Source organism: Flavobacterium luteum (genome assembly GCF_008806775.1).
In the GTDB taxonomy this organism is placed as follows: domain Bacteria; phylum Bacteroidota; class Bacteroidia; order Flavobacteriales; family Flavobacteriaceae; genus Flavobacterium; species Flavobacterium luteum.
This window is the reverse complement of the sequence record NZ_WAEM01000001.1, coordinates 286,371-307,566: the sequence shown is the minus strand read 5'-3', so window position 1 is coordinate 307,566 and position 21,196 is coordinate 286,371. Positions and strand designations below refer to the sequence as shown.

Here is a 21,196-nt window from a genome sequence, read left to right as displayed (position 1 = left end):
GGTGTAATTAAATTATTTGATTTTTAATATTGTTTATTGGTCTGTCAAATACAAATTTATTGATGAATTGAACCAATGTTAATGCTGTTATTTTTGCTAAAACTCGTGTTTTAAAACCTTCAAAAGATTTAGCATAATTGTTTCTAATTTTGAATTGGTCACACAATTGGGAGAATAATGTTTCAATTCTTTTTCTTGATTTTCTAAAGATATAAGCTTGTGGTTTATAGTCTTTTTGATTTTTCCTTTTAGGTGTTTCAATTTTAATATTTACTGTTTGAAATAGATCCAATTGAATCGTTTGTGATAAATATCCTCTATCGCCAAGCAACACACAATCAGACATTTGTTGTTTTATATTCTTCAAAAAATGAACATCGTGAACTTCTGCTTTGGTAATATCTAAAGAATGAAAAACACCCGAAACAGAACAAACTCCATGAAGTTTATAACCATAAAACCAAGTGTTTTGTGAAGCACAATATCCTTTTGATGGAGCTGTTTCAAACTCTTTTTTACAGATTTTAATTCTTCGGTGACGAGCAAATTTACAAATCTCTAAAGGCATGCTATCAACAATAAAATAATCTTCAAATTCCAAAAAACGAGACGCTAATTTTATTCTAACTTCTTCTGAAAATAAAAACAATTTCCTTCTTCTTTTATTGAACTGACTTCGCTCAATTAAATTTGGAATTTGACCAACATCAATTGATTTAAACAATGAATTCTCACTATCAATTGACATAAATTCAGCTGTTAAACTAAGTGCAACTACCTCTAAATCAGACATTTTTTGATTTCTACCTACGCCTGATTTATATTCTAATTCACAATTCAAAGAACTTATGACTTCTAAAACTCTTAAATAATTTTTTACTATATTTGACATGAATATTGGTTTGTTTGGCGACTTCAAGATACTGAAATTCAGTATCTTGACCAATATTTATTCAATTTATTTTACTTTAAATAATTACACCCAACGGGTTATTAATAGTTACAGAATACAAATTGAATTACATTATATCCGCTTTTAAAAGAGAATATAAATTTAGGTCGATAAAATTTCCATATAATAGTTCACCTTGTCTTATAATTCCTTCATGCTTGAAGTTTAGTCTTTCTGGAATTGTTCTGCTTTTTAAGTTTTCAATTCCACATTTTATTTCAATCCTGTTTAACTCTAAAACAGAAAAACAAAAATCAATTACTGCTTTGCAAGATTTTGAAACTATTCCTTTTCCTTGAGCATCTTCAACAATCCAATAACCAATTTCTCCAATTTTATTTTGAGTATCAATTTTATAAACCCCTATTCTACCAATTGTTATTTCATTTTCAATGATAACAAATGCATATTCACTTCTCTCAATATTCCTTTTCATTGTTCCTTTAACGAAATTATCTGCAAAGGCGATAGTTTGCATACTGTCAACAAATGGTAACCATTGTCTCAAATGAGTTCTGTTCATATCTACCATATCAAAAATGGAAGAAATATGATTTTCATTTATCAATTCTATTCTTAAGTCGTTATCTATTTTTAGTATCAATTACAGTTAGTTTATTTATTGACATTAATTAATCTCTATTGCCACATTCCCTTTTTTATGCCCTTTTTCTACATAAGTATGCGCTTCAACCATTTGCTCCAATGAATAGGTTTTATCAATTACTGGTTTCAGCTCACCTGACTCAGTTAGTGTTTTAAGAAAATGGATATCATCTGCCTTATGGTTAATTATACCAGTCATAACTTTTATCTTTTTGCTGTTAGTCATTGATATCCAAGTGCCTTGTAAAGTTTCGAATAATCCTGCAGCACTTAAAATCAAGGTTCCATAAATTTTCAGAGAGTCCAAACTATCTGAAACCGACATTTTATTTACCGAATCGAAAATCAAATCATACATTTCTCCGTTTTTAGTAAAATCTTCTTTGGTATAATCAATCACTTTATCAGCTCCTAATGATTTCACTAATGCAACATTAGCAGTGCTACATACCCCTGTAACAATCGCACCAAAATGTTTTGCCAATTGAACAGCAGCTGAACCAACGGCTCCAGAAGCACCAAAAATAAGCACTTCTTGTCCAGGTTGAATGGAAGCTTTTTTTAGAAAATGCAATGCTGTAACTCCTCCAAATGGTATGACTGCTGCATCTTGATGTAAAATAGTGGTAGGTTTTAATGCAATAGAACCATTTTCCGGAAAACATTTATATTCAGCATATGTACCAAAACTCATATCGGTATGACCAAAAACTTCATCACCAATTTTAAATTGTTTTACGCCTGAACCAATAGCTTCGATTTCACCAGAAAAAACACTTCCAAGAATAGTTGTTTTTGGTTTAAAAAGCCCAAAAAATAATCGCACCGCAAAAGGATCTGCTTTTCGTAGTCGTACATCACCAGAATTTACTGCTGTTGCTTTAATTCTAATCAGAATTTCATTTTGCTTTGGTATTGGTTTTTCAACATCCTTTAATTCAAGTACTTCTGGAGTACCGTATTTTGTATTAATAATAGCTTTCATTAAAAAAATTTAAGTTGCAAAATTAGTCTTGTACTTTTTCATTTTCATTGACTTATGTTAAGAAAAAAAATTAACTTTCCACACTGCCCGACTCACTTTTGCAACTACTGTAACGCTTATTAATAGGTTCCTATTGATTTAGTAACCAAAATGTTAGATACAAAAACTAACAAATCACGCAGAGGTATGAAAAGGTTCTCGATAAAAAGGGAGAGAGAATATCAAAATAATAAAATTAAGTTTAGTTCCTTTACTCAAAAAGTGAAATCAAGTTAAAAGGGATTCTTTGTAATTACAAATTATTTAGTTTAATTTGTACGATTTATCTAATATTTAATTATACTGGATAAATTGTTTTTCTAGTATCATTCAAGAAAGAATAGGTTTAGTAAAGCCATAATTATAAAAGTATAATTTTACCAATGGAAGAACTTTATAAATACTTAAATCAGATAACACCTATTTCGGATAAAACTTGGGCTTTGATGAAAGACATTTTTATTAAAAAAGAATTAAAAAAATTCGACTATTTTTGCAATGTTGATAAAGTAGCTACTAAAATTGCGTTTTTGCAAGAGGGAATTGTCCGTTCTTTTTACACCAGTAGAGAAGGACAAGAATTTAACAAAAACTTTTTTGTATCACCCGCTTTTATTGGAGCATATTCTTCCCTAATTACGCAAACACCCAATAAATTAGCTCAACAAGTATTGACGAATTGCACAATTTGGGAAACAGATTATGCTGTAATAAAGCAACTATATGACATTTGTCCTGACCTTGAAAGATTAGGAAGGCTTATAGCAGAACATTATTTTGTAGAAAAGGAAATGCGTGAAGTCAATTTGCTAATGCTAGAAGCAAAAGAATATTACAAGATATTTCAACAACAATATCCAACACTCGAGCAACAAATCCCACAATACCATATTGCCTCATTTTTGGGAGTTTCAGCTACCCAGCTGTCTCGAATTAGGGCGGAAAAAACTTGATTTCATTTCTTTACATATGTAAAGAAAGTTGATAAATCCAGCTCATACATTTGCAAAATAATTTAACAAAATGAAAATGAGCAACATCAAATCCGTTTTTTCAGTAATGAGCATTGCAATTCCAATGTTTTTAATTCAGTCCTGTGCTATCAAGCCTCTAGCTTGGAAACCTCAAAAAAAACCTTTATTTGAAGGAGTAACAAAACTCAACAATGAACTAACAACAATAGAGAAAATAGATTTAGGAGGTTGGGTTGGTGCAGAGGATATAGTTTTTGACAGTAAAGGCAATCTTTATTGTGGAGTTCATAAGGCAAAGAATGATTTTTCAGATGGGAAAATATTAAAAATTAACCTCGAAGGAAAAATCGAAATATTTTACGATGCTGGTTCTTGGGTAGCTGGTTTACATTTTGACAATCAAAATAATTTAATTGCATTAAGCCACAAACAAGGACTTATTAGTATTAGTACTGATAAGAAAGTTACCTTACTGGCTAATAAAGATGATAAAGGCAGGAACTTTCTAATTCCGAATGGTTTGGATATTGACAGTAAACAAAATATGTATTTCACCAATACTTCTTCTGAAAGCCCTTATACATTAAAATATGGCAGAAAATTAATTTTGGAAATGAAGCCCAATGGCGGTTTATACAAATACAACCCAGCCACTAAAGAAGTTAAAACATTAATTGATGGCACTTATTTTGGTAACGGGGTAGTGATTTCGAAAGATGAATCCTTTTTATTAATGGTGGAAACTACAAAATATCGCATATTAAAATATTGGATTATAGGTGAAAAAGCAGGTAAAATAGAAGTTTTTATGGACAATTTACACGGATTTCCAAATGGCATTTCAGTTCGTGAAGATGGCACTTTTTGGCTTGGCTTTACAACTAAACGAAATGATGCACTTGATAAAATACATACTAAACCAAGTATAAAAAAAATTGTTTATGGCTTACCACAATGGTTACAACCTAAGGAAGACAAGTTTGGAATGGTGATGCATCTTTCTGAAAACGGAAAAATATTGAATACCTATTTTGATCCCATAGGAAACACAATGCCTGAAGCTGGATCAGTAAAGGAACTAAACGGGTTCTTATATATGGGTGGTGATAATTTACCATACATTGGAAAGTATAAATTATTGGACAATTAGCAAACACAAATAGCTTAAAACTATGATACAATTAGGTAATGTAATTGAAAACCAGCGAACGAGACAAAGAATGATATTCTTAAAAACAGGTATAGAAACCAAAGGGGAACAATTGCAAATTGAATGTTTTAGTCCAGTAACATCTGCCAAAGATTCAGAGCATATTCATCCCTTTCAGGAGAATAGGTTTCAGATTATTTCTGGAGAACTTATTTTTTATATCAATAGGAAAGAACAAAGAGCCATTAAAGGCAATATAGTATCTATTCCAAAAAATGTTCCACATTACTTTAGAAATCCAGGCCCTAATGAAGCACATTATATCCAAGAGTTTTGCCCTGCTTTAAAAATTGATAGCTTATTTGAAACTTTTTTTGCTTTAGCCCGTGAGGGCAAACTTAATGAAAAAGGGGCTCCCAATATTTTTAGACTATCATTAATAATGTTGAAACATGAAAAAGAATTTCGGCTAACAAAACCCAACTGGATTATTCAAAAAATAATTTTCAAACTAATTGCTCCATTTGGGAAATTTCTCGGATATAAAGAAGCATACAATTATTGAAAAAATTATTTCATTATAAACCCAATCTACTACTTTACTTTCAAAGACAATCCATATTTGTAACAATTTTAATGTTATTTTTTTAATACACACTTATGAAAAAAATAGTTATTTATCCAATTTTAAAACCTTTTACTTCCAAACCTATACTTTGAATTTCACTTGAAAAAACACTTCCAAGTATCTCTTTTTTGGGTTTAAAAAGCCCAAAAAAAATCGCACTGCAAAAGGATGTGCTTTTCGAAGTCGTATATCACTAGAATTAACGGCAGTAGCTTTAATTCTAATTAGAATTTCATTTTGCTTTGGAATGGGTTTTTCAGCACCCTTGAATTCAAGAGCTTCTGGGCTACCTACCACATTGAGTACATATAATTGTTTTTATTAAAAAAATTTAAGTTGCAAACTTAGTAGTGTTATTTTTCTATTTCATTGACTTATGTTAAGAAATGAATATCTTCAAAAGTTTATAATTCATTAAATCATTACCAATACAAAATAGAAATGCTTGAAAATAAATTTCAGTTTTTTCTTAACATAAGTCAATGAAATTAAACCTTTATCCTAACTACATTTACAAAGTAAAAATGAATTGAGAGGGTTTAAGGTCTCTCAAAATCAGTAACAATAACTTTAGGTAAATGTAATTCTAAAATTAGCTATCAACTTTAAATCCTTAACGAACAGCTATATTTTACTGATTATCAAATTAAATCTTAGAAAGTGATATTATAAAATCAATAAAAACAGATCATAAATAAAAGTTCTTTTTTTAATAAAAACGTCACTTCTACTCTACTATATGAAGCAAAAATACATTCTAGAAAATTACGATACGATATTAAAAGAAATTAAAAATCCAAAGATTATTTTCAGTACCGATTTAAATCCATTCCTAGAAAATTGCGCTTCCGAAAGTTACCTTATCCATCAAGTAGATTTCATTAAACAAAATGGAAATACAAAGTATATTATAAAAAAACCAATTCATAATCTACATCCAAAAGTATGCGAACTAAATTTAGAGGAGGTTGAAAATAATTCAGAATTCGATGAATTTTTCCCAACAATTCTAAACGAATTAAATATTTCAAAATATGAAACCAGTTTGCGTTGGAGTTCCAAAAATGAAAGTAACACTTTATACATTTTACAAGAATGTGAGATTGAGGATTTATCTCAAGAAAAACGTTTCTTTTTATATTGCTATCATTCACTAAAAAATGAAAACGATAAAATCAAGAAAATCAATAAAGAAAAAGTTTTCAAATTCAAATCTAAAGAGCGAATTGAGCAATACATTCATAAAAAGCAATATGCTCTCGAAAATTTAGCCCATCGATTAATCAAAGAAATTAACCCTGTAAATTCATCAGATATTTATCAATTTTCCAATAATTATGATAAGATTGATTGTCTGAAAATTACCTACATATATTTAGAAAAATTATTACGTTTTATCGAAAAAGAGTATCGAAACTACCTCAACGTAAACATTCAAATTCCATATCGTTCCATTTTAGTCAAAGAATTTGAGATAACAGACAAACTCAAAGAAGTAAAATCAAGATTATTAGGGAGTAACATCAATGATCAATTATTGAAATTGGCTTATGAACCCTTACTTAAAATAGCCACAATAAATATTCAAGAAAAATTGACCTATTATGAATTCAATTATTGTACGGAATTTATTTTGACACTTTACAAACAAATCACTTTCGAAAATAGTTCTGAAGAAGCCATCAAAGAATGCCTTTTTGATTTAAACTTTAATTCTACACAATTTTTTGACAACTTGACGGATGGTATTTTAATTGAACTATCCAAACTGGAAAACAACATTCAAAAAATTGATATTCTATACAGATTACTCAAAAATTACAACCAAAAACAAACCCGAAATTTCATTAAATACAATGAAAACTTACCTTCTATAAAAGAGCAAATCATCAGTTGGATTGAAGAAGAGATAGAATATTTATCAAAAAAAATGAAACTAGATGCCAATCAATTTACAAATGTTGCTAACAACGAAGATAAAATCAAATTCCTTACTGGATTATCAGTGGCACAATTGAGTTATTTTTTTGCATTACTAATCGAAACCGGAATAATAAAACACAAAAATCAAGCAGACATATTTCGTTTTATTTCAGAAAATTTCAAAACTGAAAACACGGCTAAAATTTCAACAGATAGTATAAAAACAAAATACTATAATGTTGAAACTACAACGAAAATTGCTATTCGTGAAAAAATAATTGAACTTTTAAATCTTACGAAGTTTTAAAACTTCCTTCAACATTCGCCAGCCAAAACCAGCCATTCCAAGTAAAGTTTCATCGTTAATTAATAACAATTCTGCAACACTTGGTATTTTTTGTGCATCCATAAAGCGTTGTAATTCGGGATTAATTTTATTCTCTACTTTCATAAAATAATAATTTTAGAAGATATAGCTAAAAATGTACCTTTTGGAGTTGATATAAACAACCTGCGTGGGACATCGATAAATCAGCATCAGAGGTACGACCAAGCACCTACAGCCACGATAAACCGAGCCCACGCATTGCGTAGGCGAACAGTTTATTCATAGGCTGCATATAAGAATTTGGTCGTTTTCTGATGCCCTAAATAACTTTCGCTATATATGTAAAGAGGTAAAACCTCTATTTTGTATTCAATACGCAAATCTAGTTATAAATGAATAAAATAAACCATTGCAATACTAAAAATAAAAACTTTTTTCTGCTGAATGGTTGATTTTGCTATACTTTGTTGGGGGTTGCGCAACCCCAGTAACTGTTTTGGTATTACTTTATTATTTCTCTTTGTCCAAAATATTTAAAAACACAATATTATGGCAATCGAAGTTATTACTCGCGAAGATTTAAACGAATTCCGTACACTTCTTCTCTCTGATTTAAACGCAATGTTTCATTCAAAACCGCAACAGCAAAAACAATGGCTCAAATCTACCGAAGTCAGAAAGTTGCTAAACATTTCTCCAGGTACTTTACAAAATCTACGCATCAATGGAGTATTATCTTATACCAAAGTTGGCGGTATAATTTTCTATGCTTATGCAGATTTACTCAAAGTTTTAGAAGAAAACAAGGTAGAAGCTTCACCTAATTTATTCAATCCTAAATGGCTAGTAAGATGAACTATATTAAACACCTCACAGGTTTTTTTAATCGAATTGCGCTTGAAAAATCACTTAATCCAACACACATAAGTTTGTATTTAGCACTTTTTCAATGTTGGAATGTCAATCGGTTCAAAAATCCAATCATAATTTCCAGAGACGAAATGATGAAAGGAAGTAAAATTGCATCAAAAGCAACCTATCACAAGTGTATAAAGGAATTGCAACGTTTGAAGTTTTTAGATTATTTTCCATCCTATAATCCGTATTCTGGAACAGAAGTTTTTATGATAAATTTTTCGGAAGGAAATAATTTTAGTCAAAATAGTTCAGATACAACCAGTTCAAATAATGAACAAACTACACCAATTTTTGAACCAACCGAGCCAAAAAATGAACACGTTAATAGTAATGTTGCTGAACAGGTTATTGAACCACCCTATATATATAATAATAAACAAACATTAAAAAACAATAAAAACATAGATAGAGACACCAATTTTCAAAATTTTGATAATGTCATTGCGAGGAACGAAGCAATCTCTGAAACAGAAAAAGAAGAAAAAAGTTCCGCCAAAAAAGAAGAAAATTTTATATCGCCATCAATTGATTTAGTCAAAGAATATTTCAAGTTTCAGAATTTCACAGAATTTGAAGCAGAACGTTTTTTCAATTATTACTCCAGCATCGGTTGGCTCATTGGTGGAAAAACCAAAATGAAAGATTGGCAAGCAGCTGCACGAAATTGGATGTTGAATACTCCGAAATTTTCAATCAATTTACCGAATCCATCTGCCCAAAAAGTAAATCCGCAACCACGATCCTACAACCTCAACGCAACCATTGACAAAAATTATGCAGAGCCATTGTAATCCGATTTGTCATTGCGAGGAACGAAGTAATCTACGTTTTGACAAATAAAAAATCAAAATTTCAAAACGATGAATTCACAATACAATTATCCTGAAATGATGGCTTGGCTAGAAAACAAAGGAAAACTACAGTTTGGCGAAAAGTTTCATTTCAGAGAAGCGGATATAGTCAATATTCAAAAACTGATTTGCTATTTTCTAAAAGATGAGGTAATGGCTGTCAATTTTAATTTAGATCTATCCAAAGGAATTCTACTTTCTGGACCAGTTGGATGTGGCAAAACAACCTTGATGACCTTGATGCGACACGTTGCACAACCAAACTACAAATTCATAATGAAAACTTGTCGAGACATCAGTTTTGAATTCATCAAAGAAGGCTACCAAACCATTCAAAAATACAGCAACGGAAACAATTCACATAGCGAATATAGAAATTATTGTTTTGATGATTTAGGCGTAGAAACCAATCTAAAATACTACGGAAACGAATGTAATGTTATGGCAGAAATTATACTCTCCAGATATGACATTTTCATTTCAAAACAAGTTATAACACATATAACCAGTAACCTTTCCGCCACCGAAATAGAAACGGCTTATGGGAATCGGGTGCGTTCTCGACTTCGTGAAATGTTGAATTTGATTGCTTTTGGTGATAATTCATTGGATAAACGAAATTGAATGGCATAATCACGAACACCAAAAAAAACGTGAGTTAATACTAAATTTGATTGCTTTTGATAATGATGTTGAGGATAAAAGAATTTAATATTCAATAAATTAGATTAAAACCATTCATTTTGAATTTTAATACATATTTTAGTAACCTAAATATTTAAAATAAAAATTACTAAAAATGGACATCACAATAACGAATTATACTATTCACTATATTGAAAAAGAAACTAAAAAAACGATACCAGCAGTAATTGAATATTCTAATCAACTCCTAGCCATAGATGAATTTTCAGTTAAATTAGTTGCCGAAATTCATAAATCGATTACTGATAGTCCGTCTTTAAAAAACACTAGGTTTAGAGATAATGAAACTAACATATTTACAAATTCGTTTAATGGTTATCTTTCTTCTTCAAACGAGGAAGATTTTTTTACTTTTTCAAAAAGTTTAGAAGATTTAAAAACTAGAATTGAAAAAGAGCCATTTGCAACTGGGGGTTATTATCTTTTTGTAGATTATAAAATTATAAATAAAAGGTTTATTTCAGTTGTTCTTTTAAGGAAAAAAAGTGGTATTAATATTGTAAAAGTAGGGAATGTATTCAAAGTCGATAGTTCTGAAAATATCAATATTGATAAAGTCGCTATGGCATTTAGATTAAATTATGAAATTTATTTAGAAAACGATCCTAACCGTAATTATTTAGCAATTATTTCTACACAAAGTGATGGAGATGTTTCAGGTTACTTCAGAGATTGGGTTTCAGCAGGAGGATTAATTAAAAACGATAAAAACACAGCTAATTTTGTTGCAATTATCAAATCAATTGATATTCCAAAAGATGACGAAGGTAATGATATGTTTACTAGAAATCTATTTCAAAAAGCAGTCTTTGACAGTGTAAATTTGAGAAAAGACAAAACTGTTAATTTGAAAGATTTAAGTATGCAATTCTATGGACAAGAAAATGGAAATAAGTTTATGAATTATGGAACTGAAAATAAATTAATTTTAGATCCCGAATTCAGACGAGATAGTAAAAGATGGAGAGGTTTAACAACAATTAAAGCTCACATTCCGGGGATTGAAATTATTGTTGATTATGATAAAATTAATTCTTTAGAATTTTCGGCTATTGGTGAAACTGTAATAATTAAATCTAAAAAACTAGTTGACCAAATCAACAAACAATATGGAGAACGCTAATTCTAAAACTGTTATTGATAATTTAATTAAATTATTCTCAACTGATATTGATGTCAATTCATTTGGATATAATGGTAGTTTATTAACTTTTATTTGTCAAACTAATTGCAGTTCAAACACTGTTTTATTAAAACAAGTTTTTAGTGAAGTCAATACACTACTTCAAAATAAAATAGAAATAAAATTATCAAGTTGCATTTTAGAAAATACCTTTTTTTATTTTGACATAGAAGATTATTTTCGAAAGTATGATGACTATTCAACTGATTTTAAAAATTCAAATATTGTAATTTTAAAAAATAACGAAACGATTCTTTTTAAGGAGAAAAACGAATTATTTTCTCAACCCAAAGCTGCGCTTTTTAATTTTATTCAATTTCGTGAGTTAATCAATTTTTTAATTTCTAAAAATGAATTTACACCGTATCATAATGAAATTAATAAGCAATTTGTAATTATCAGTAAGGAAAATGGTGCTTTTCACATTGGCTATAGTTTGCAAGATATTAGATTGTCATCTATTGAAGATTTAAAGCCGCTTTTTAATGAATTAAAAAAAGGATTTGCTAACAAAGAATACATTCAATTTTTCAAAGAAGTAATTATTAGTGGCATTCATCAAAAAGATATAAAAGATAGGTTTTTTGAAATAGTAAAAAGCCTTAAATTATTACTTAACCTCACGGAAAGAGATTATGAAAATTTTGTTTTAGATTTTGCATTTGATAAGATTAAATCAAAATTTAAGGAAGAAAGAAACAAATATTTTGAGAGTTTAGAAAAAAACATTGATATTGTAAGTAAGCAAATAGTTTCATTTCCTTTGACATTTGGAGCTACTGCATTTGCAAGTTATCAAGTAAAAGATAAACCTTGGATATTAGGGTTAATAGTTTTAGCATATCTTCTTTATACGATAATTGCATTCAAAGTACTATCAATGGCATCTTATAATATTCAATGTTTAAGATTAGATGTTAAAAAAGAAGAAGACGAAATAAAAGCAAGTTATGGCAAAATATTTGAGGATTTCAAAGACGATTTCACAAAAATTTGGACTAAAATAATAAAACTTGAAAATCTAGTTTCTACCTTAAAATGTGTTTTAGCATTCTTACTTATATCATTTACAATTTATTCAGGATATCAAATTTTTAATTCAAATTCTATTGATAGTAAAGAGAAAATTTCAGTTGAAACCGACACAATAAATATCATAATAAAAGATAAAAAGCAAACAACACATTAGATATTAATATGGATTCAACTACTTTCTGGAAAAATTTCAATTTAGGAACAGAACTTCAAATATCTGGTAGTTTTATTTATAACGGATTATTAGTTTTTGATGAAATGGAATCTTTTTATCACGAAGAAGAAATTTTTGAATTTCTATATAATATTTCAGTTGGTATTGAAAGGCTTCTAAAAATTAGCGTAATCCTCATTGAACATACTAATGAAATAAATCAAGATGTTTTCTTTGAAAGTATTAGAAATCACAATCATCAAAAATTATTAAAATCTATATCTGACAAATACAATTTAAAAGCTAGTAAGTCAAAAAATGCTTTTATTCAGTTACTGAATAATTTTTATAATGAAATGCGTTACGATCGTTACACTAATAAAGATCCTCTGAATAATGACAAGGAAAAAAAATCATTTATAAAATTTCTTGAGAAGTATTTAAAAATAAAAATCAGCAATGAATTTTTATCAGTTTCCCAAAATGATAGAATAACTAAACAATTTATTGGAGAAGTTATAAAATCAATTACTGTTGAGCAATATGAAATAATCACAAAAGAAGCAGCTAGATTAAATATTTACATTGATGATATAAGAAGATATTCAAAAGCTTATAAAATCTTTATTTTACATCAATTCAATTTTGAATTTGAAAATAGAGTCCAAAAAGAACTATTCTTAAAATTTTTATCAGATGATAAAAACTCATCATTAATTGCTTTTGCAAAAGAATTAAAACCGCTTGAATTTGAGAGTCATGATGAAAACTATTATGCGAAATGTATGTTCAAAAAATTAGAAACATTAAATCTTGACGGAGAAATGGAACTATTGGATGAAAATATTGAGAATATTGAAGAAAGAATAGATTTTCTTGATTGCATCGGAAATGATATGGTACGCTTTGATTCCGAAGAGGATGAATTTTTTGATAGTAATTTTCAATAAAATAGGTTTTCTCTTGTTTCTTTTTTAAAATTTAAACATTATGATTTCTCTTCCAAATTTCTTTTTTTATACTCAAGATAAACCAGGCATTGAAAAATATACTTTTAAGCTTGGTAATGGTAATGAACATTTTACACTAATATATGTAGCAAAAAAGAAGGTTTTTGATTTTCATAAAAAAGATGAAACAGTAATACAAACAGAATCAGACGACCCATATTATAATTTTTTTGAAATATCATCTTTCAAATTTTTTAGATTTTTACAAAAACTAGAAATGGTTCAAGAATATCTAGCAGAAGAAATTATATTAAAAAATAAAATCAATATTGGAAAACTAAAGAAAAATAATTGTTGGTTAATACAACTTGAAAACATAAATTATTCTAAAGATATTTATAATATCAAAAGAAATGGTAGGGAACTAAAATCAAATAAAAACCTCACATTAAAGGAATTAATAGCCGAAATTGATTTGTTACATCCTGATGAAATTCAAAACATAGATTGCAATATTTTTAGTGTGTTTAAATATAAAGATGGGATTTTATATTTTCAGGGATTTTTATATAAATTTAAAAATCGAAAAGGTTTATTCTTTTGGTCTAAAAAAAGCGTCAATTATTATTTAAAATGTTAATGGTAGCTACATATAATATTTTATGTCCAATATCTTTTAAAAATAAAGACAGATTATTGATATTATTAAAAGATATAATGACCTCAAAATACAAGTATCTTAAATAATTATTAATTTTGTAAATTTCCGCTTTATAAAATCCAAACTCTTAAAAGTATTTAATTGATTGAAATCTTTATTAATTTCCAAAATCTATGACTAATAAATATGATTTTTATATCGACGAAAGTTGTCATTTAGAAAATGATAAAATTCCAGTTATGTGCATCGGTTACATCAAAGTACCTATGACGGATTATGTTGAATTACAAAAAGAATTCAATCAAATACTTGCAAAGCACAATCAAAAGTCAGAGTTGAAATGGAATAAATTTTCAAATGCAAGAACAGCATTATACAAAGAATTGGTAGATTATTTCTTTCGGTCATCATTACAATTTCGTTGTGTTTTAGTCAAATACAAAGAGCGCCTAAATCATAAAGATTTCAATCAAGGTTCGCACGACAATTTCTATTATAAAATGACCTATTATTTGTTGCATCCAAATAATAGTAATGGCGATGAATACAGAGTTTTTATTGATATTCAAAATACTCGTGGTAGAGAGAAACTAAAAAAAATTAATGAAGTTTTTGATAATGAATATAAAGGCAAAAGTCCATTCAAACAATTCCAGCATTTACATTCTCACGATAACAATTTCTTTCAATTAGCCGATTTTTTTATTGGTGCCATTACTTATAAAACAAGAGTAGTAATGAATAATATTGTAAATCCAACTCCAAACAGAATGGATTTTATTCAATATTTAGAAACTAAATCGGGTTTTAATCTCGAAGAAGGAACAGAACCTTGGGAAACAAAGTTCAATATTTTTGATCACCAACCTAAAATAAAGCTATAATGGATTTATTAGACTTGGATGATCACATACCTAATTTAGGAATTGACCCATCAGCTGCACATTTAGAAGAACTATTTCAATTATTCAAAGCCGATTTTATTGATACCATTTTCTATTTTGAGGGATGCAGTGTAAAAATAGATATAGCAAATTCAAAAGAAGAAGGATTTGAAACCTATCCACACACTTTTGTAAAAATCATTACAAGAGGCGATAAAGGCAAAAGATGTTTTGACAAAAAAAGAGCCAACAAAATTCATTGGATAAAACCAATACTCGAAAATAAAGATACTGAAGACGTAACTTGTTTTCAATTTTTAGAAGCAGATGGTAAAATCAGAGATTATTTTTGGTTCAAAGAAGGAAATTTTATAGTTATAATGGAAAAAATCACTCCAGACTATATGATAATTTCTTGTTTTCATATTGATGATGCAAGAAACCAAAAATATTATGAAGACAAATATACAAAGAGGGTAAAATAAAAATGCCACAACTACGGTGTTGTGGCGAACCAGGTCCTTTTCCCTAGGGAAATGACTTTGCAAATATACGCTATGTAAAACCAAAAAACAAATTTTCTATCAAAAAACGTATTTAACTACTATTTTCTGTAATAATTATTATAATAAATATAAAAAAAAACAAATCACTGAAACAATCCATTATCTCATTCATCTGTACAAAACTTTCATTTAGTCCAAGTATTCCTAAATTCAAGGCTGCCGTTTGCTTCATAGCTTGTCCTGAGCGCAGTCGAAGGGCTAATTACGTTTCTAATTACGAGAATAATCCTTTTCGTTCGGTGGTAAAAATAACGTTTTACATTTCATAAGTCACTCCTTTGCCCACGCTCCAAAAAAAATTACTGGCACAGTTTTTAGAAAAAACACGTACGCTTCGCAACTTGCGCCAGTAATTTTTTTCCCCAAGCTGTGTTACATAATTGAGTATTATAGTTCATCACAAAGCGAGTTTATTGTTTTTTTGGTTTTTGCAATGAAGCTATAATATCATTTATGTAAAACAGCCGCCACAGCCAACGCGCTTGCCCAATGTCATTAAGTTAAGAAATTACTATAATGCATCTTTCTGATTTTTAAGCACTAGAGGCTTGATTCTATTTCTATATCTACCAACATTCCTTTTATTGTTGCGATTTGGTCTAATTGGTATTGTATTTTGAATAAACAAATTTTGTAATTCATTGAAAATATTTTCTAAAGAAGCTTCTTTAGTAAGTAATTCCAAAATGCGATTTTTTAAAAAACCATAGGACAAATTGCTATTTATTTTATAATTTAGTTTTGTGTTATGATTTTTAATGTTCAATTCTTCTTGTAAATCATTTACAATTATTGACTGCAAATTACTTATAAATATAGCGCAGAAGAAGTCTTGAAGAATACTTATTTTTGAATATCCTGTAAAACATCCTACTTTTAGTTTGTTTTTTAATTCATCATAAAAAGTCTCAATTCCCCATCTCATAAAATATAATTCTTTGAATATTTTAGTTGGATATTTTTCACTATCTAATAATGATGTCATTAAAACTTCAACTTCTCCACTTGGTAAATCAACCCTGACTAGTCTGACTTTTAGCGGGCTATTTTTGTTGTAATTCTTACCTATAAACGAATGCTTTTCTTGAGGAAATATTTCTGTTACTATTGCCTTTTCGCCACTATCAACAAAACACTGTACTATTTTGCTATGTGAGGTTTTAACTCGAATTAAATAATCTATTCCTGCATTAATGTGTTCATATTTAAAATCATAGGAAGGATACCCTCTGTCATAAATTATTAAGTCATTTTTTTTCCATTGAATGGAATGTCTTAGTGCCAAAGTTCTTTCGCATGTTTTTAACTTATCCATTTCCGAATCTAACACAAGTGAATTTAAAACGTCATATAAAACAGAAATTCTTGCTTGAACAACTCCTGTATCTGTTTGATTTTTTGATTCCCCAAATTCTTTTTTTAGTTCTTCGGTATTTGGCAATGTTAATTTTGAACCATCAACGCTGAGTATTCTAAAACCATAAAATAGCTTAATTGTAGTATTGCTTTCTATGTAGGTATTTTTAATAATAACTTGAGAAAGATATTTGAAAACTGCTGGATTTATTTTCATTCTTTTTTGAACAAAAGCACTTTTGGTAAATTTTTTAACCGAAGTCAAATTTGATTTAGAATTTAAAAAATTTACAAATGAATCAATTTCAATAACCAAACTTTTTTTTAGAAAATTGACCATAAAAAGCAACATACCACCAAAAGGTTGTTTCCGTCTTCGACTAAAATCTGTTTTGTTCATTCTATATTCCAAAATTATTTCATCACTAAATATTACCTCTCTTAATGTCTCCAAAACAAAAAAAGAGTTTTTTTTTATACACATAATACTATAAATTATACAGTATAAATATACTAAAATTACTACAAATTAAAAAATTATAACTAAGCTATTTGCTTGATTTTAAGCTATATAAATTCCTAACTTAATGACATTGCGCGCTTGCCAGTGGCTCTAGGACAACTTTTTTAATTGCTTCCTCGCACCAGCCGGCAATAAAAAAAGCTGTCCTTCGCCACTGTCTTGAACAACGTTCACTATTTCATAGGAAATTTACGGTTATAATTGCTTTCAAGAACGTTCACGTTAACTGCTTTTAGCAACTTGATGTTTAAATCGGTAAGTATTTGCATTGCTTTTGTAAGTGTTGTAAATCGCTTATCAACTCCATTTCTAACATTCACGATATAGAAATAAGCAATTTAAAACACCCACAAAACCAAGAGAAGCCAGCAAGAGTATCATTTTTTTATTTGCCAGAAAATAAGACGTAATTGCTTCAGCGGAAAAGCTGATGCCATACCGTTGCTAATAATAAGTATTACAAGCTTTAAGCATTATCTTTCATTCAAGTCTATGGCATCAACTTTTCCACAAAAGCAATCAGAAAATCCCAATAAGCAAATAAAAAATGATACCCTTGCTCTGAGCTTCTGCCGACGCACTAGGTAAGTGTTTTCATTGTTTTTTGAAGATGCTTCCCATTTTTCTGAACATCCTAATTCATAATTCATAATTCTCCATTCATAATTACGCTTAGGCATCCTCAAAAATCAAATCCAAGAAAGAGTATCAAATTCTTTGGCCGGATGAAAAGCATTTTTATTTTTTGATTTGGTTTTTTCATCCATCCAAAGAATTTGATACCCTTTCCGAAGACGACCATCTTCCACTTCAACTCTTATTACTTCCGATTAAATCCGATTAAACAAGAACATTCCGATTGGATATTCAAAACAAAAAATAAAAAAAAAGAGAGCAAAGATAAGTTCCAGGTATTCAGAAAAAAAAGTTCAAGCCCTACGGGTTTAAAAAAAAATCTCCACCCATAACGGTTCGCATCAACACTCAATTCCGATTTCACGCCCACACTTCCGATGATGTATTGGGTAGTATTTTTTTTAAAAAACTTTTTTATCTGAAACCTTCCACTTCAACAGACGGCTTTCTTTTTTTCTTTTTTTTCTTTTGAAAAATTTTATAGGTCGAGCGTAGCGAGGCACACCTGCATTTCAAGAGAAAATCCGCGAAAAAATTGAAAATCTAATCAGTTTTTTAAGCCGAATGTTATGACCAATTTCATCATCAAAACCCATCGTGTTGGGACAATTTATTCAAAACCGCATTTATTTGTGCTTAACAAAGGGATGAACAGCGGAAAGCCACAAAAAGAGCCATTTACTAACAGTTTTGTTATCATTTTTCAAAACGAGGAAGACTGCGAAAGCCTTTTTTTCATTGCTTATAGTTTATGGCAAACAAAATTTTGGCACCAGCATTTAGTTGGTTCTGTAATTCCGTTTTTACGCCTTCCAGACTTCAAAAAAGAATTCAATCCACAATCTAGATTGATGATGGTGGAACACGAGCAGCACCAGAAAAATGTTGCAGCTCTCAAACTTTTGGAGAAAAAAGAAAAGCAATACAAAGAGGATATGATGCTTATAAATGACCTTCGCAGAGCCATTTTATACAGGTATTGCAGAAAATAGTAATTATTAACTTAAATCAACGAAAATGAAGCTATTTATTTTGTGCCAAACCGATGTTTGGAAAAGCAAAGCATCAAGAGTATGTTTTGGAGTATTTGACACTAGAAATAAAGCCATTGACAGCGCAAAATGGCAACAACTTTTCAATTGTATTTCGGAAGTTGTAGTTTTAGAAGTTACACTTAATGCGTTTGAAGAAATTTAAAACTAAAAAAGCCCATTCCTTGCGGTTTGGGCTTCATTAATGTCTAATCCAAAGGTCACCACAACTAGAATTAGACTATTTTTTGTGCTTCTTAATTAAAAATTTGAGTACCAAAGATATTGAAAAACTGACAACCGCACCAACAGAAGCTAATATAACAGTTTTTAACACATCTTCCGAATGCAAATTCGGCAATACACTCAAAAATGTACCGCCAGCGGTACCAATTACAGTTGAATTACTGTGTTGCATCAGCTTTTTCCGTTGTGGTAGTCAATTGACTAACTGCCGAAACGACACCACCTGCAACAGCTAAATAACCTCCGATAGAAGTTACCACAACTGGCAAAGCTATTGGAGCTGCTAAAATCGTTCCACCAACGGCAGCCAATGCCAAACCAATATTTCGAAGCACTTTAAAAAATTTAGGAGTTGGAGCTTTAGCTCTATTTATAATTTTTTTCATAATCTAAAATTAAGATTGAACAATCAATTCTACACTTTCTTTACTGTCCAAATTTTTATAAACCAAGTCTTTTAATTTGGTAAAAGCTTTTCGAGACATTAGACCCAAACCAGGTCCAGAAAGTTTTGTTACTGGAGCAATACAGCCATTCAATTCTTGCAAGGCATTATTGGCAGGGTGAAACAGAATTAAACTTCTGTTTTTTACATCCAAAACCTCCAAATGCCATTGAAATTTCTTACCGTATCGCTTTTTTATAAAATACTTCCCTTCCGGAATGCAGGAAACCTTCGTTTCGTTCATCTTCCAAGGCAATTCAATTGTGTTGCAAATCAATTTGCCATCGCATTCGAGTTTACCATTCGTTCCTTCAGGGAAATAAGTTCTAGTTAAATGGATTTCCATTAAACTCCACCATCAACTTTCACAACCGCTAATGGGTTAAAAGCACCATTTTTTAATGGGTACATTGCGCCATTTACCTCTTGATAAAACTCAACACCCAAAGCCAAAAACAATGGTTTTGTGCTCGCTGGTGTAACCGCATTTACTTGGTTTATAGCTGCGGTTGCAGTCGCATCCCAAGGTAAAATTCCAGTTTCAGAATGAGTTTCAATAAACGTTTCAGCCTCAAAATCAATTTCAGCACCAGCCGAAATGATTTTAAAATGAGTAGTTCCTCCAGGTGCAGCAATCATATTCAATGGAATAAACGATGCCAAGTCAACTTTGATTTCTCCAGCAACTCTGTCAATAGTTCCAACAAATGGAGCAAACAAGCTAGTGCCAAGTTTTCCACGAATGTTGAATTCAAATCCAACAAGCAAATCAACTTCACCATCAATTACATTACGCAAACCTCGTTCGCTCACCAAATCTGCTTGGATAACTTTAACCATTTGCTGCGTTAAACGACTTACCATTCTACCATCAGCAGAATTCAAAAGCAAGGCTCTCAAAGCCGTTCTCAGCACTTTTCCAGCCTTTCCGGCTCTCCCAAACTCCGAACCATTCTCACGAGTTCTTTGAAACGCAGGATCACTTTTTATTCTGCTGGCATCAATGCCTCCTTTTTCACGAGCCAAATGTCCGTCTTGGGTTTTGTAAAAAGTAATATCTCCGATAGTACCTTTCAATTTAATTATGCCTTTCTGTCTTGCCATAATTCCTAAAATTTAAGTTATTAAATCACTTCTTTTCTCCTTCATTCCGATTACTCGTTGCAACTAAATCTTGAATGATTTCTAAACAAATTTTAGCCAATTAAACAGAATAAAAAAGTCGTGCCTATCCAATATGACACTTTGTGACATAAATGGCAGAAATGACCATAAATGGCAATATATGAGCCTCCCAAATAGTCTTAAATTGCAGTTTATTAGACAAAGGATTTTTTTTCTAATTTTGCACAATACAAAAATTTGGATTGTAGGGTTTTAAAGTAAGTCAAAGCCTAGTCAAAGGCATAGATAGTGTATGAAAACAGAAAATAAGAGATTATGTATCTACCCAAAGGATATACAGCG

Annotated in this window: 23 protein-coding genes; 15 read left to right on the top strand and 8 right to left on the bottom strand. The window is 29.8% G+C overall.

Annotated elements, in window-relative coordinates; genetic code table 11:
• Positions 1-7: 7 nt before the first annotated feature.
• The 3 genes from F6464_RS01475 to F6464_RS01465 all read right to left on the bottom strand — a co-directional run bounded on the left by F6464_RS01475 (position 8) and on the right by F6464_RS01465 (position 2,543).
• Positions 8-892 carry an IS982 family transposase gene (locus tag F6464_RS01475; protein WP_151105974.1) on the bottom strand — a complete coding sequence of 295 codons (885 nt, stop codon included), beginning with the start codon at positions 890-892 and terminating at the stop codon, positions 8-10.
• Positions 893-1,019: 127 nt separating this feature from the next.
• On the bottom strand, positions 1,020-1,556 hold the full coding sequence (locus F6464_RS01470) for a GNAT family N-acetyltransferase (protein ID WP_151105973.1): 537 nt from the start codon (positions 1,554-1,556) through the stop codon (positions 1,020-1,022).
• A gap of 24 nt (positions 1,557-1,580) precedes the next feature.
• A complete protein-coding gene (locus F6464_RS01465) occupies positions 1,581-2,543 on the bottom strand; it encodes an NAD(P)-dependent alcohol dehydrogenase (RefSeq protein ID WP_151105972.1) in 963 nt (320 codons plus the stop codon).
• 422 nt (positions 2,544-2,965) lie between these two features.
• Here F6464_RS01465 and F6464_RS01460 point away from each other — a divergent pair, with 422 nt between their 5' ends.
• The 4 genes from F6464_RS01460 (at position 2,966) to F6464_RS01440 (ending at position 7,564) form a co-directional block, all read left to right on the top strand.
• Complete coding sequence (locus F6464_RS01460; protein WP_151105971.1) at positions 2,966-3,535, top strand: Crp/Fnr family transcriptional regulator; 570 nt, start codon at positions 2,966-2,968, stop codon at positions 3,533-3,535.
• A 76-nt stretch (positions 3,536-3,611) separates the two neighbouring features.
• The gene (locus tag F6464_RS01455; RefSeq protein ID WP_191963306.1) at positions 3,612-4,706 is read left to right on the top strand and encodes an SMP-30/gluconolactonase/LRE family protein; all 1,095 of its coding nucleotides are present in this window, start codon (positions 3,612-3,614) and stop codon (positions 4,704-4,706) included.
• A gap of 22 nt (positions 4,707-4,728) precedes the next feature.
• Positions 4,729-5,271 (top strand): cupin domain-containing protein, encoded by a 543-nt coding sequence (locus F6464_RS01450; protein ID WP_151105969.1) that lies wholly within the window; start codon positions 4,729-4,731, stop codon positions 5,269-5,271.
• 802 nt (positions 5,272-6,073) lie between these two features.
• Entirely contained in the window at positions 6,074-7,564 is a 1,491-nt protein-coding gene (locus tag F6464_RS01440) for a hypothetical protein (protein ID WP_151105968.1), read from the top strand.
• On the opposite strand, the gene F6464_RS14450 is transcribed toward F6464_RS01440, so the two are convergent.
• Positions 7,544-7,708 carry a hypothetical protein gene (locus F6464_RS14450; RefSeq protein ID WP_191963305.1) on the bottom strand — a complete coding sequence of 55 codons (165 nt, stop codon included), beginning with the start codon at positions 7,706-7,708 and terminating at the stop codon, positions 7,544-7,546. The two genes, F6464_RS01440 and F6464_RS14450, sit on opposite strands and share 21 nt — an antisense overlap.
• A 426-nt stretch (positions 7,709-8,134) precedes the next feature.
• Between F6464_RS14450 and F6464_RS01435 the strand changes: the two genes are divergently transcribed.
• The 9 genes from F6464_RS01435 to F6464_RS01395 all read left to right on the top strand — a co-directional run bounded on the left by F6464_RS01435 (position 8,135) and on the right by F6464_RS01395 (position 15,411).
• Complete coding sequence (locus F6464_RS01435) at positions 8,135-8,440, top strand: helix-turn-helix domain-containing protein (protein WP_151105967.1); 306 nt, start codon at positions 8,135-8,137, stop codon at positions 8,438-8,440.
• On the top strand, positions 8,437-9,294 hold the full coding sequence (locus F6464_RS01430; protein ID WP_151105966.1) for a transcriptional regulator: 858 nt from the start codon (positions 8,437-8,439) through the stop codon (positions 9,292-9,294). Before F6464_RS01435 ends, F6464_RS01430 begins: the two co-directional genes overlap by 4 nt.
• A 69-nt stretch (positions 9,295-9,363) precedes the next feature.
• Complete coding sequence (locus F6464_RS01425; RefSeq protein WP_151105965.1) at positions 9,364-9,978, top strand: ATP-binding protein; 615 nt, start codon at positions 9,364-9,366, stop codon at positions 9,976-9,978.
• A gap of 175 nt (positions 9,979-10,153) precedes the next feature.
• Entirely contained in the window at positions 10,154-11,182 is a 1,029-nt protein-coding gene (locus F6464_RS01420; protein WP_151105964.1) for a nucleoid-associated protein, read from the top strand.
• On the top strand, positions 11,169-12,431 hold the full coding sequence (locus F6464_RS01415) for a hypothetical protein (protein WP_151105963.1): 1,263 nt from the start codon (positions 11,169-11,171) through the stop codon (positions 12,429-12,431). The genes F6464_RS01420 and F6464_RS01415 overlap by 14 nt, the downstream gene beginning before the upstream one ends.
• An 8-nt stretch (positions 12,432-12,439) precedes the next feature.
• Positions 12,440-13,381, top strand: coding sequence for a hypothetical protein (locus F6464_RS01410; protein WP_151105962.1), 942 nt, complete (start codon positions 12,440-12,442; stop codon positions 13,379-13,381).
• Between the two features lie 40 nt (positions 13,382-13,421).
• Entirely contained in the window at positions 13,422-14,021 is a 600-nt protein-coding gene (locus F6464_RS01405) for a hypothetical protein (RefSeq protein WP_151105961.1), read from the top strand.
• Positions 14,022-14,215: 194 nt separating this feature from the next.
• The gene (locus F6464_RS01400; RefSeq protein ID WP_151105960.1) at positions 14,216-14,926 is read left to right on the top strand and encodes a DUF3800 domain-containing protein; all 711 of its coding nucleotides are present in this window, start codon (positions 14,216-14,218) and stop codon (positions 14,924-14,926) included.
• Positions 14,926-15,411, top strand: a complete 486-nt coding sequence (locus F6464_RS01395; protein WP_151105959.1) for a hypothetical protein — start codon at positions 14,926-14,928, stop codon at positions 15,409-15,411. The genes F6464_RS01400 and F6464_RS01395 overlap by 1 nt, the downstream gene beginning before the upstream one ends.
• A gap of 592 nt (positions 15,412-16,003) precedes the next feature.
• On the opposite strand, the gene F6464_RS01390 is transcribed toward F6464_RS01395, so the two are convergent.
• A complete protein-coding gene (locus F6464_RS01390; RefSeq protein WP_191963304.1) occupies positions 16,004-17,248 on the bottom strand; it encodes an IS4 family transposase in 1,245 nt (414 codons plus the stop codon).
• 1,328 nt (positions 17,249-18,576) lie between these two features.
• Between F6464_RS01390 and F6464_RS01385 the strand changes: the two genes are divergently transcribed.
• Positions 18,577-18,999, top strand: a complete 423-nt coding sequence (locus tag F6464_RS01385) for a DUF6943 family protein (protein WP_151105957.1) — start codon at positions 18,577-18,579, stop codon at positions 18,997-18,999.
• Between the two features lie 25 nt (positions 19,000-19,024).
• Positions 19,025-19,204: a hypothetical protein gene (locus F6464_RS01380; protein ID WP_151105956.1), complete on the top strand. Its 180-nt coding sequence runs from the start codon at positions 19,025-19,027 to the stop codon at positions 19,202-19,204.
• Between the two features lie 238 nt (positions 19,205-19,442).
• Here the strand turns inward: F6464_RS01380 and F6464_RS01370 are convergent, their stop codons facing one another.
• Genes F6464_RS01370 through F6464_RS01360 form a run of 3 tightly spaced genes read right to left on the bottom strand, consistent with a single transcriptional unit; the run spans position 19,443 to position 20,833 of the window.
• Positions 19,443-19,670: a hypothetical protein gene (locus F6464_RS01370; protein WP_151105955.1), complete on the bottom strand. Its 228-nt coding sequence runs from the start codon at positions 19,668-19,670 to the stop codon at positions 19,443-19,445.
• 9 nt (positions 19,671-19,679) lie between these two features.
• The gene (locus tag F6464_RS01365; protein WP_151105954.1) at positions 19,680-20,075 is read right to left on the bottom strand and encodes a DUF5675 family protein; all 396 of its coding nucleotides are present in this window, start codon (positions 20,073-20,075) and stop codon (positions 19,680-19,682) included.
• Entirely contained in the window at positions 20,075-20,833 is a 759-nt protein-coding gene (locus tag F6464_RS01360; protein ID WP_151105953.1) for a hypothetical protein, read from the bottom strand. Before F6464_RS01360 ends, F6464_RS01365 begins: the two co-directional genes overlap by 1 nt.
• Positions 20,834-21,196: the final 363 nt, after the last annotated feature.

What these genes read in the sequence shown, in the direction of transcription:
- F6464_RS01440 (WP_151105968.1), top strand. Translation starts at nt 6,074, where the DNA reads ATGAAGCAAAAATACATTCTAGAAAATTACGATACGATATTAAAAGAA.
- F6464_RS01380 (WP_151105956.1), top strand. Translation starts at nt 19,025, where the DNA reads ATGAAGCTATTTATTTTGTGCCAAACCGATGTTTGGAAAAGCAAAGCA.
- F6464_RS01475 (WP_151105974.1), bottom strand. Translation starts at nt 892, where the DNA reads ATGTCAAATATAGTAAAAAATTATTTAAGAGTTTTAGAAGTCATAAGT.
- F6464_RS01415 (WP_151105963.1), top strand. Translation starts at nt 11,169, where the DNA reads ATGGAGAACGCTAATTCTAAAACTGTTATTGATAATTTAATTAAATTA.
- F6464_RS01420 (WP_151105964.1), top strand. Translation starts at nt 10,154, where the DNA reads ATGGACATCACAATAACGAATTATACTATTCACTATATTGAAAAAGAA.
- F6464_RS01410 (WP_151105962.1), top strand. Translation starts at nt 12,440, where the DNA reads ATGGATTCAACTACTTTCTGGAAAAATTTCAATTTAGGAACAGAACTT.
- F6464_RS01465 (WP_151105972.1), bottom strand. Translation starts at nt 2,543, where the DNA reads ATGAAAGCTATTATTAATACAAAATACGGTACTCCAGAAGTACTTGAA.
- F6464_RS01450 (WP_151105969.1), top strand. Translation starts at nt 4,729, where the DNA reads ATGATACAATTAGGTAATGTAATTGAAAACCAGCGAACGAGACAAAGA.
- F6464_RS01425 (WP_151105965.1), top strand. Translation starts at nt 9,364, where the DNA reads ATGAATTCACAATACAATTATCCTGAAATGATGGCTTGGCTAGAAAAC.
- F6464_RS01390 (WP_191963304.1), bottom strand. Translation starts at nt 17,248, where the DNA reads ATGAACAAAACAGATTTTAGTCGAAGACGGAAACAACCTTTTGGTGGT.
- F6464_RS01370 (WP_151105955.1), bottom strand. Translation starts at nt 19,670, where the DNA reads ATGAAAAAAATTATAAATAGAGCTAAAGCTCCAACTCCTAAATTTTTT.
- F6464_RS01395 (WP_151105959.1), top strand. Translation starts at nt 14,926, where the DNA reads ATGGATTTATTAGACTTGGATGATCACATACCTAATTTAGGAATTGAC.
- F6464_RS01435 (WP_151105967.1), top strand. Translation starts at nt 8,135, where the DNA reads ATGGCAATCGAAGTTATTACTCGCGAAGATTTAAACGAATTCCGTACA.
- F6464_RS01365 (WP_151105954.1), bottom strand. Translation starts at nt 20,075, where the DNA reads ATGGAAATCCATTTAACTAGAACTTATTTCCCTGAAGGAACGAATGGT.
- F6464_RS01455 (WP_191963306.1), top strand. Translation starts at nt 3,612, where the DNA reads ATGAGCAACATCAAATCCGTTTTTTCAGTAATGAGCATTGCAATTCCA.
- F6464_RS01400 (WP_151105960.1), top strand. Translation starts at nt 14,216, where the DNA reads ATGACTAATAAATATGATTTTTATATCGACGAAAGTTGTCATTTAGAA.
- F6464_RS01360 (WP_151105953.1), bottom strand. Translation starts at nt 20,833, where the DNA reads ATGGCAAGACAGAAAGGCATAATTAAATTGAAAGGTACTATCGGAGAT.
- F6464_RS01405 (WP_151105961.1), top strand. Translation starts at nt 13,422, where the DNA reads ATGATTTCTCTTCCAAATTTCTTTTTTTATACTCAAGATAAACCAGGC.
- F6464_RS01385 (WP_151105957.1), top strand. Translation starts at nt 18,577, where the DNA reads ATGACCAATTTCATCATCAAAACCCATCGTGTTGGGACAATTTATTCA.
- F6464_RS01460 (WP_151105971.1), top strand. Translation starts at nt 2,966, where the DNA reads ATGGAAGAACTTTATAAATACTTAAATCAGATAACACCTATTTCGGAT.
- F6464_RS14450 (WP_191963305.1), bottom strand. Translation starts at nt 7,708, where the DNA reads ATGAAAGTAGAGAATAAAATTAATCCCGAATTACAACGCTTTATGGAT.
- F6464_RS01430 (WP_151105966.1), top strand. Translation starts at nt 8,437, where the DNA reads ATGAACTATATTAAACACCTCACAGGTTTTTTTAATCGAATTGCGCTT.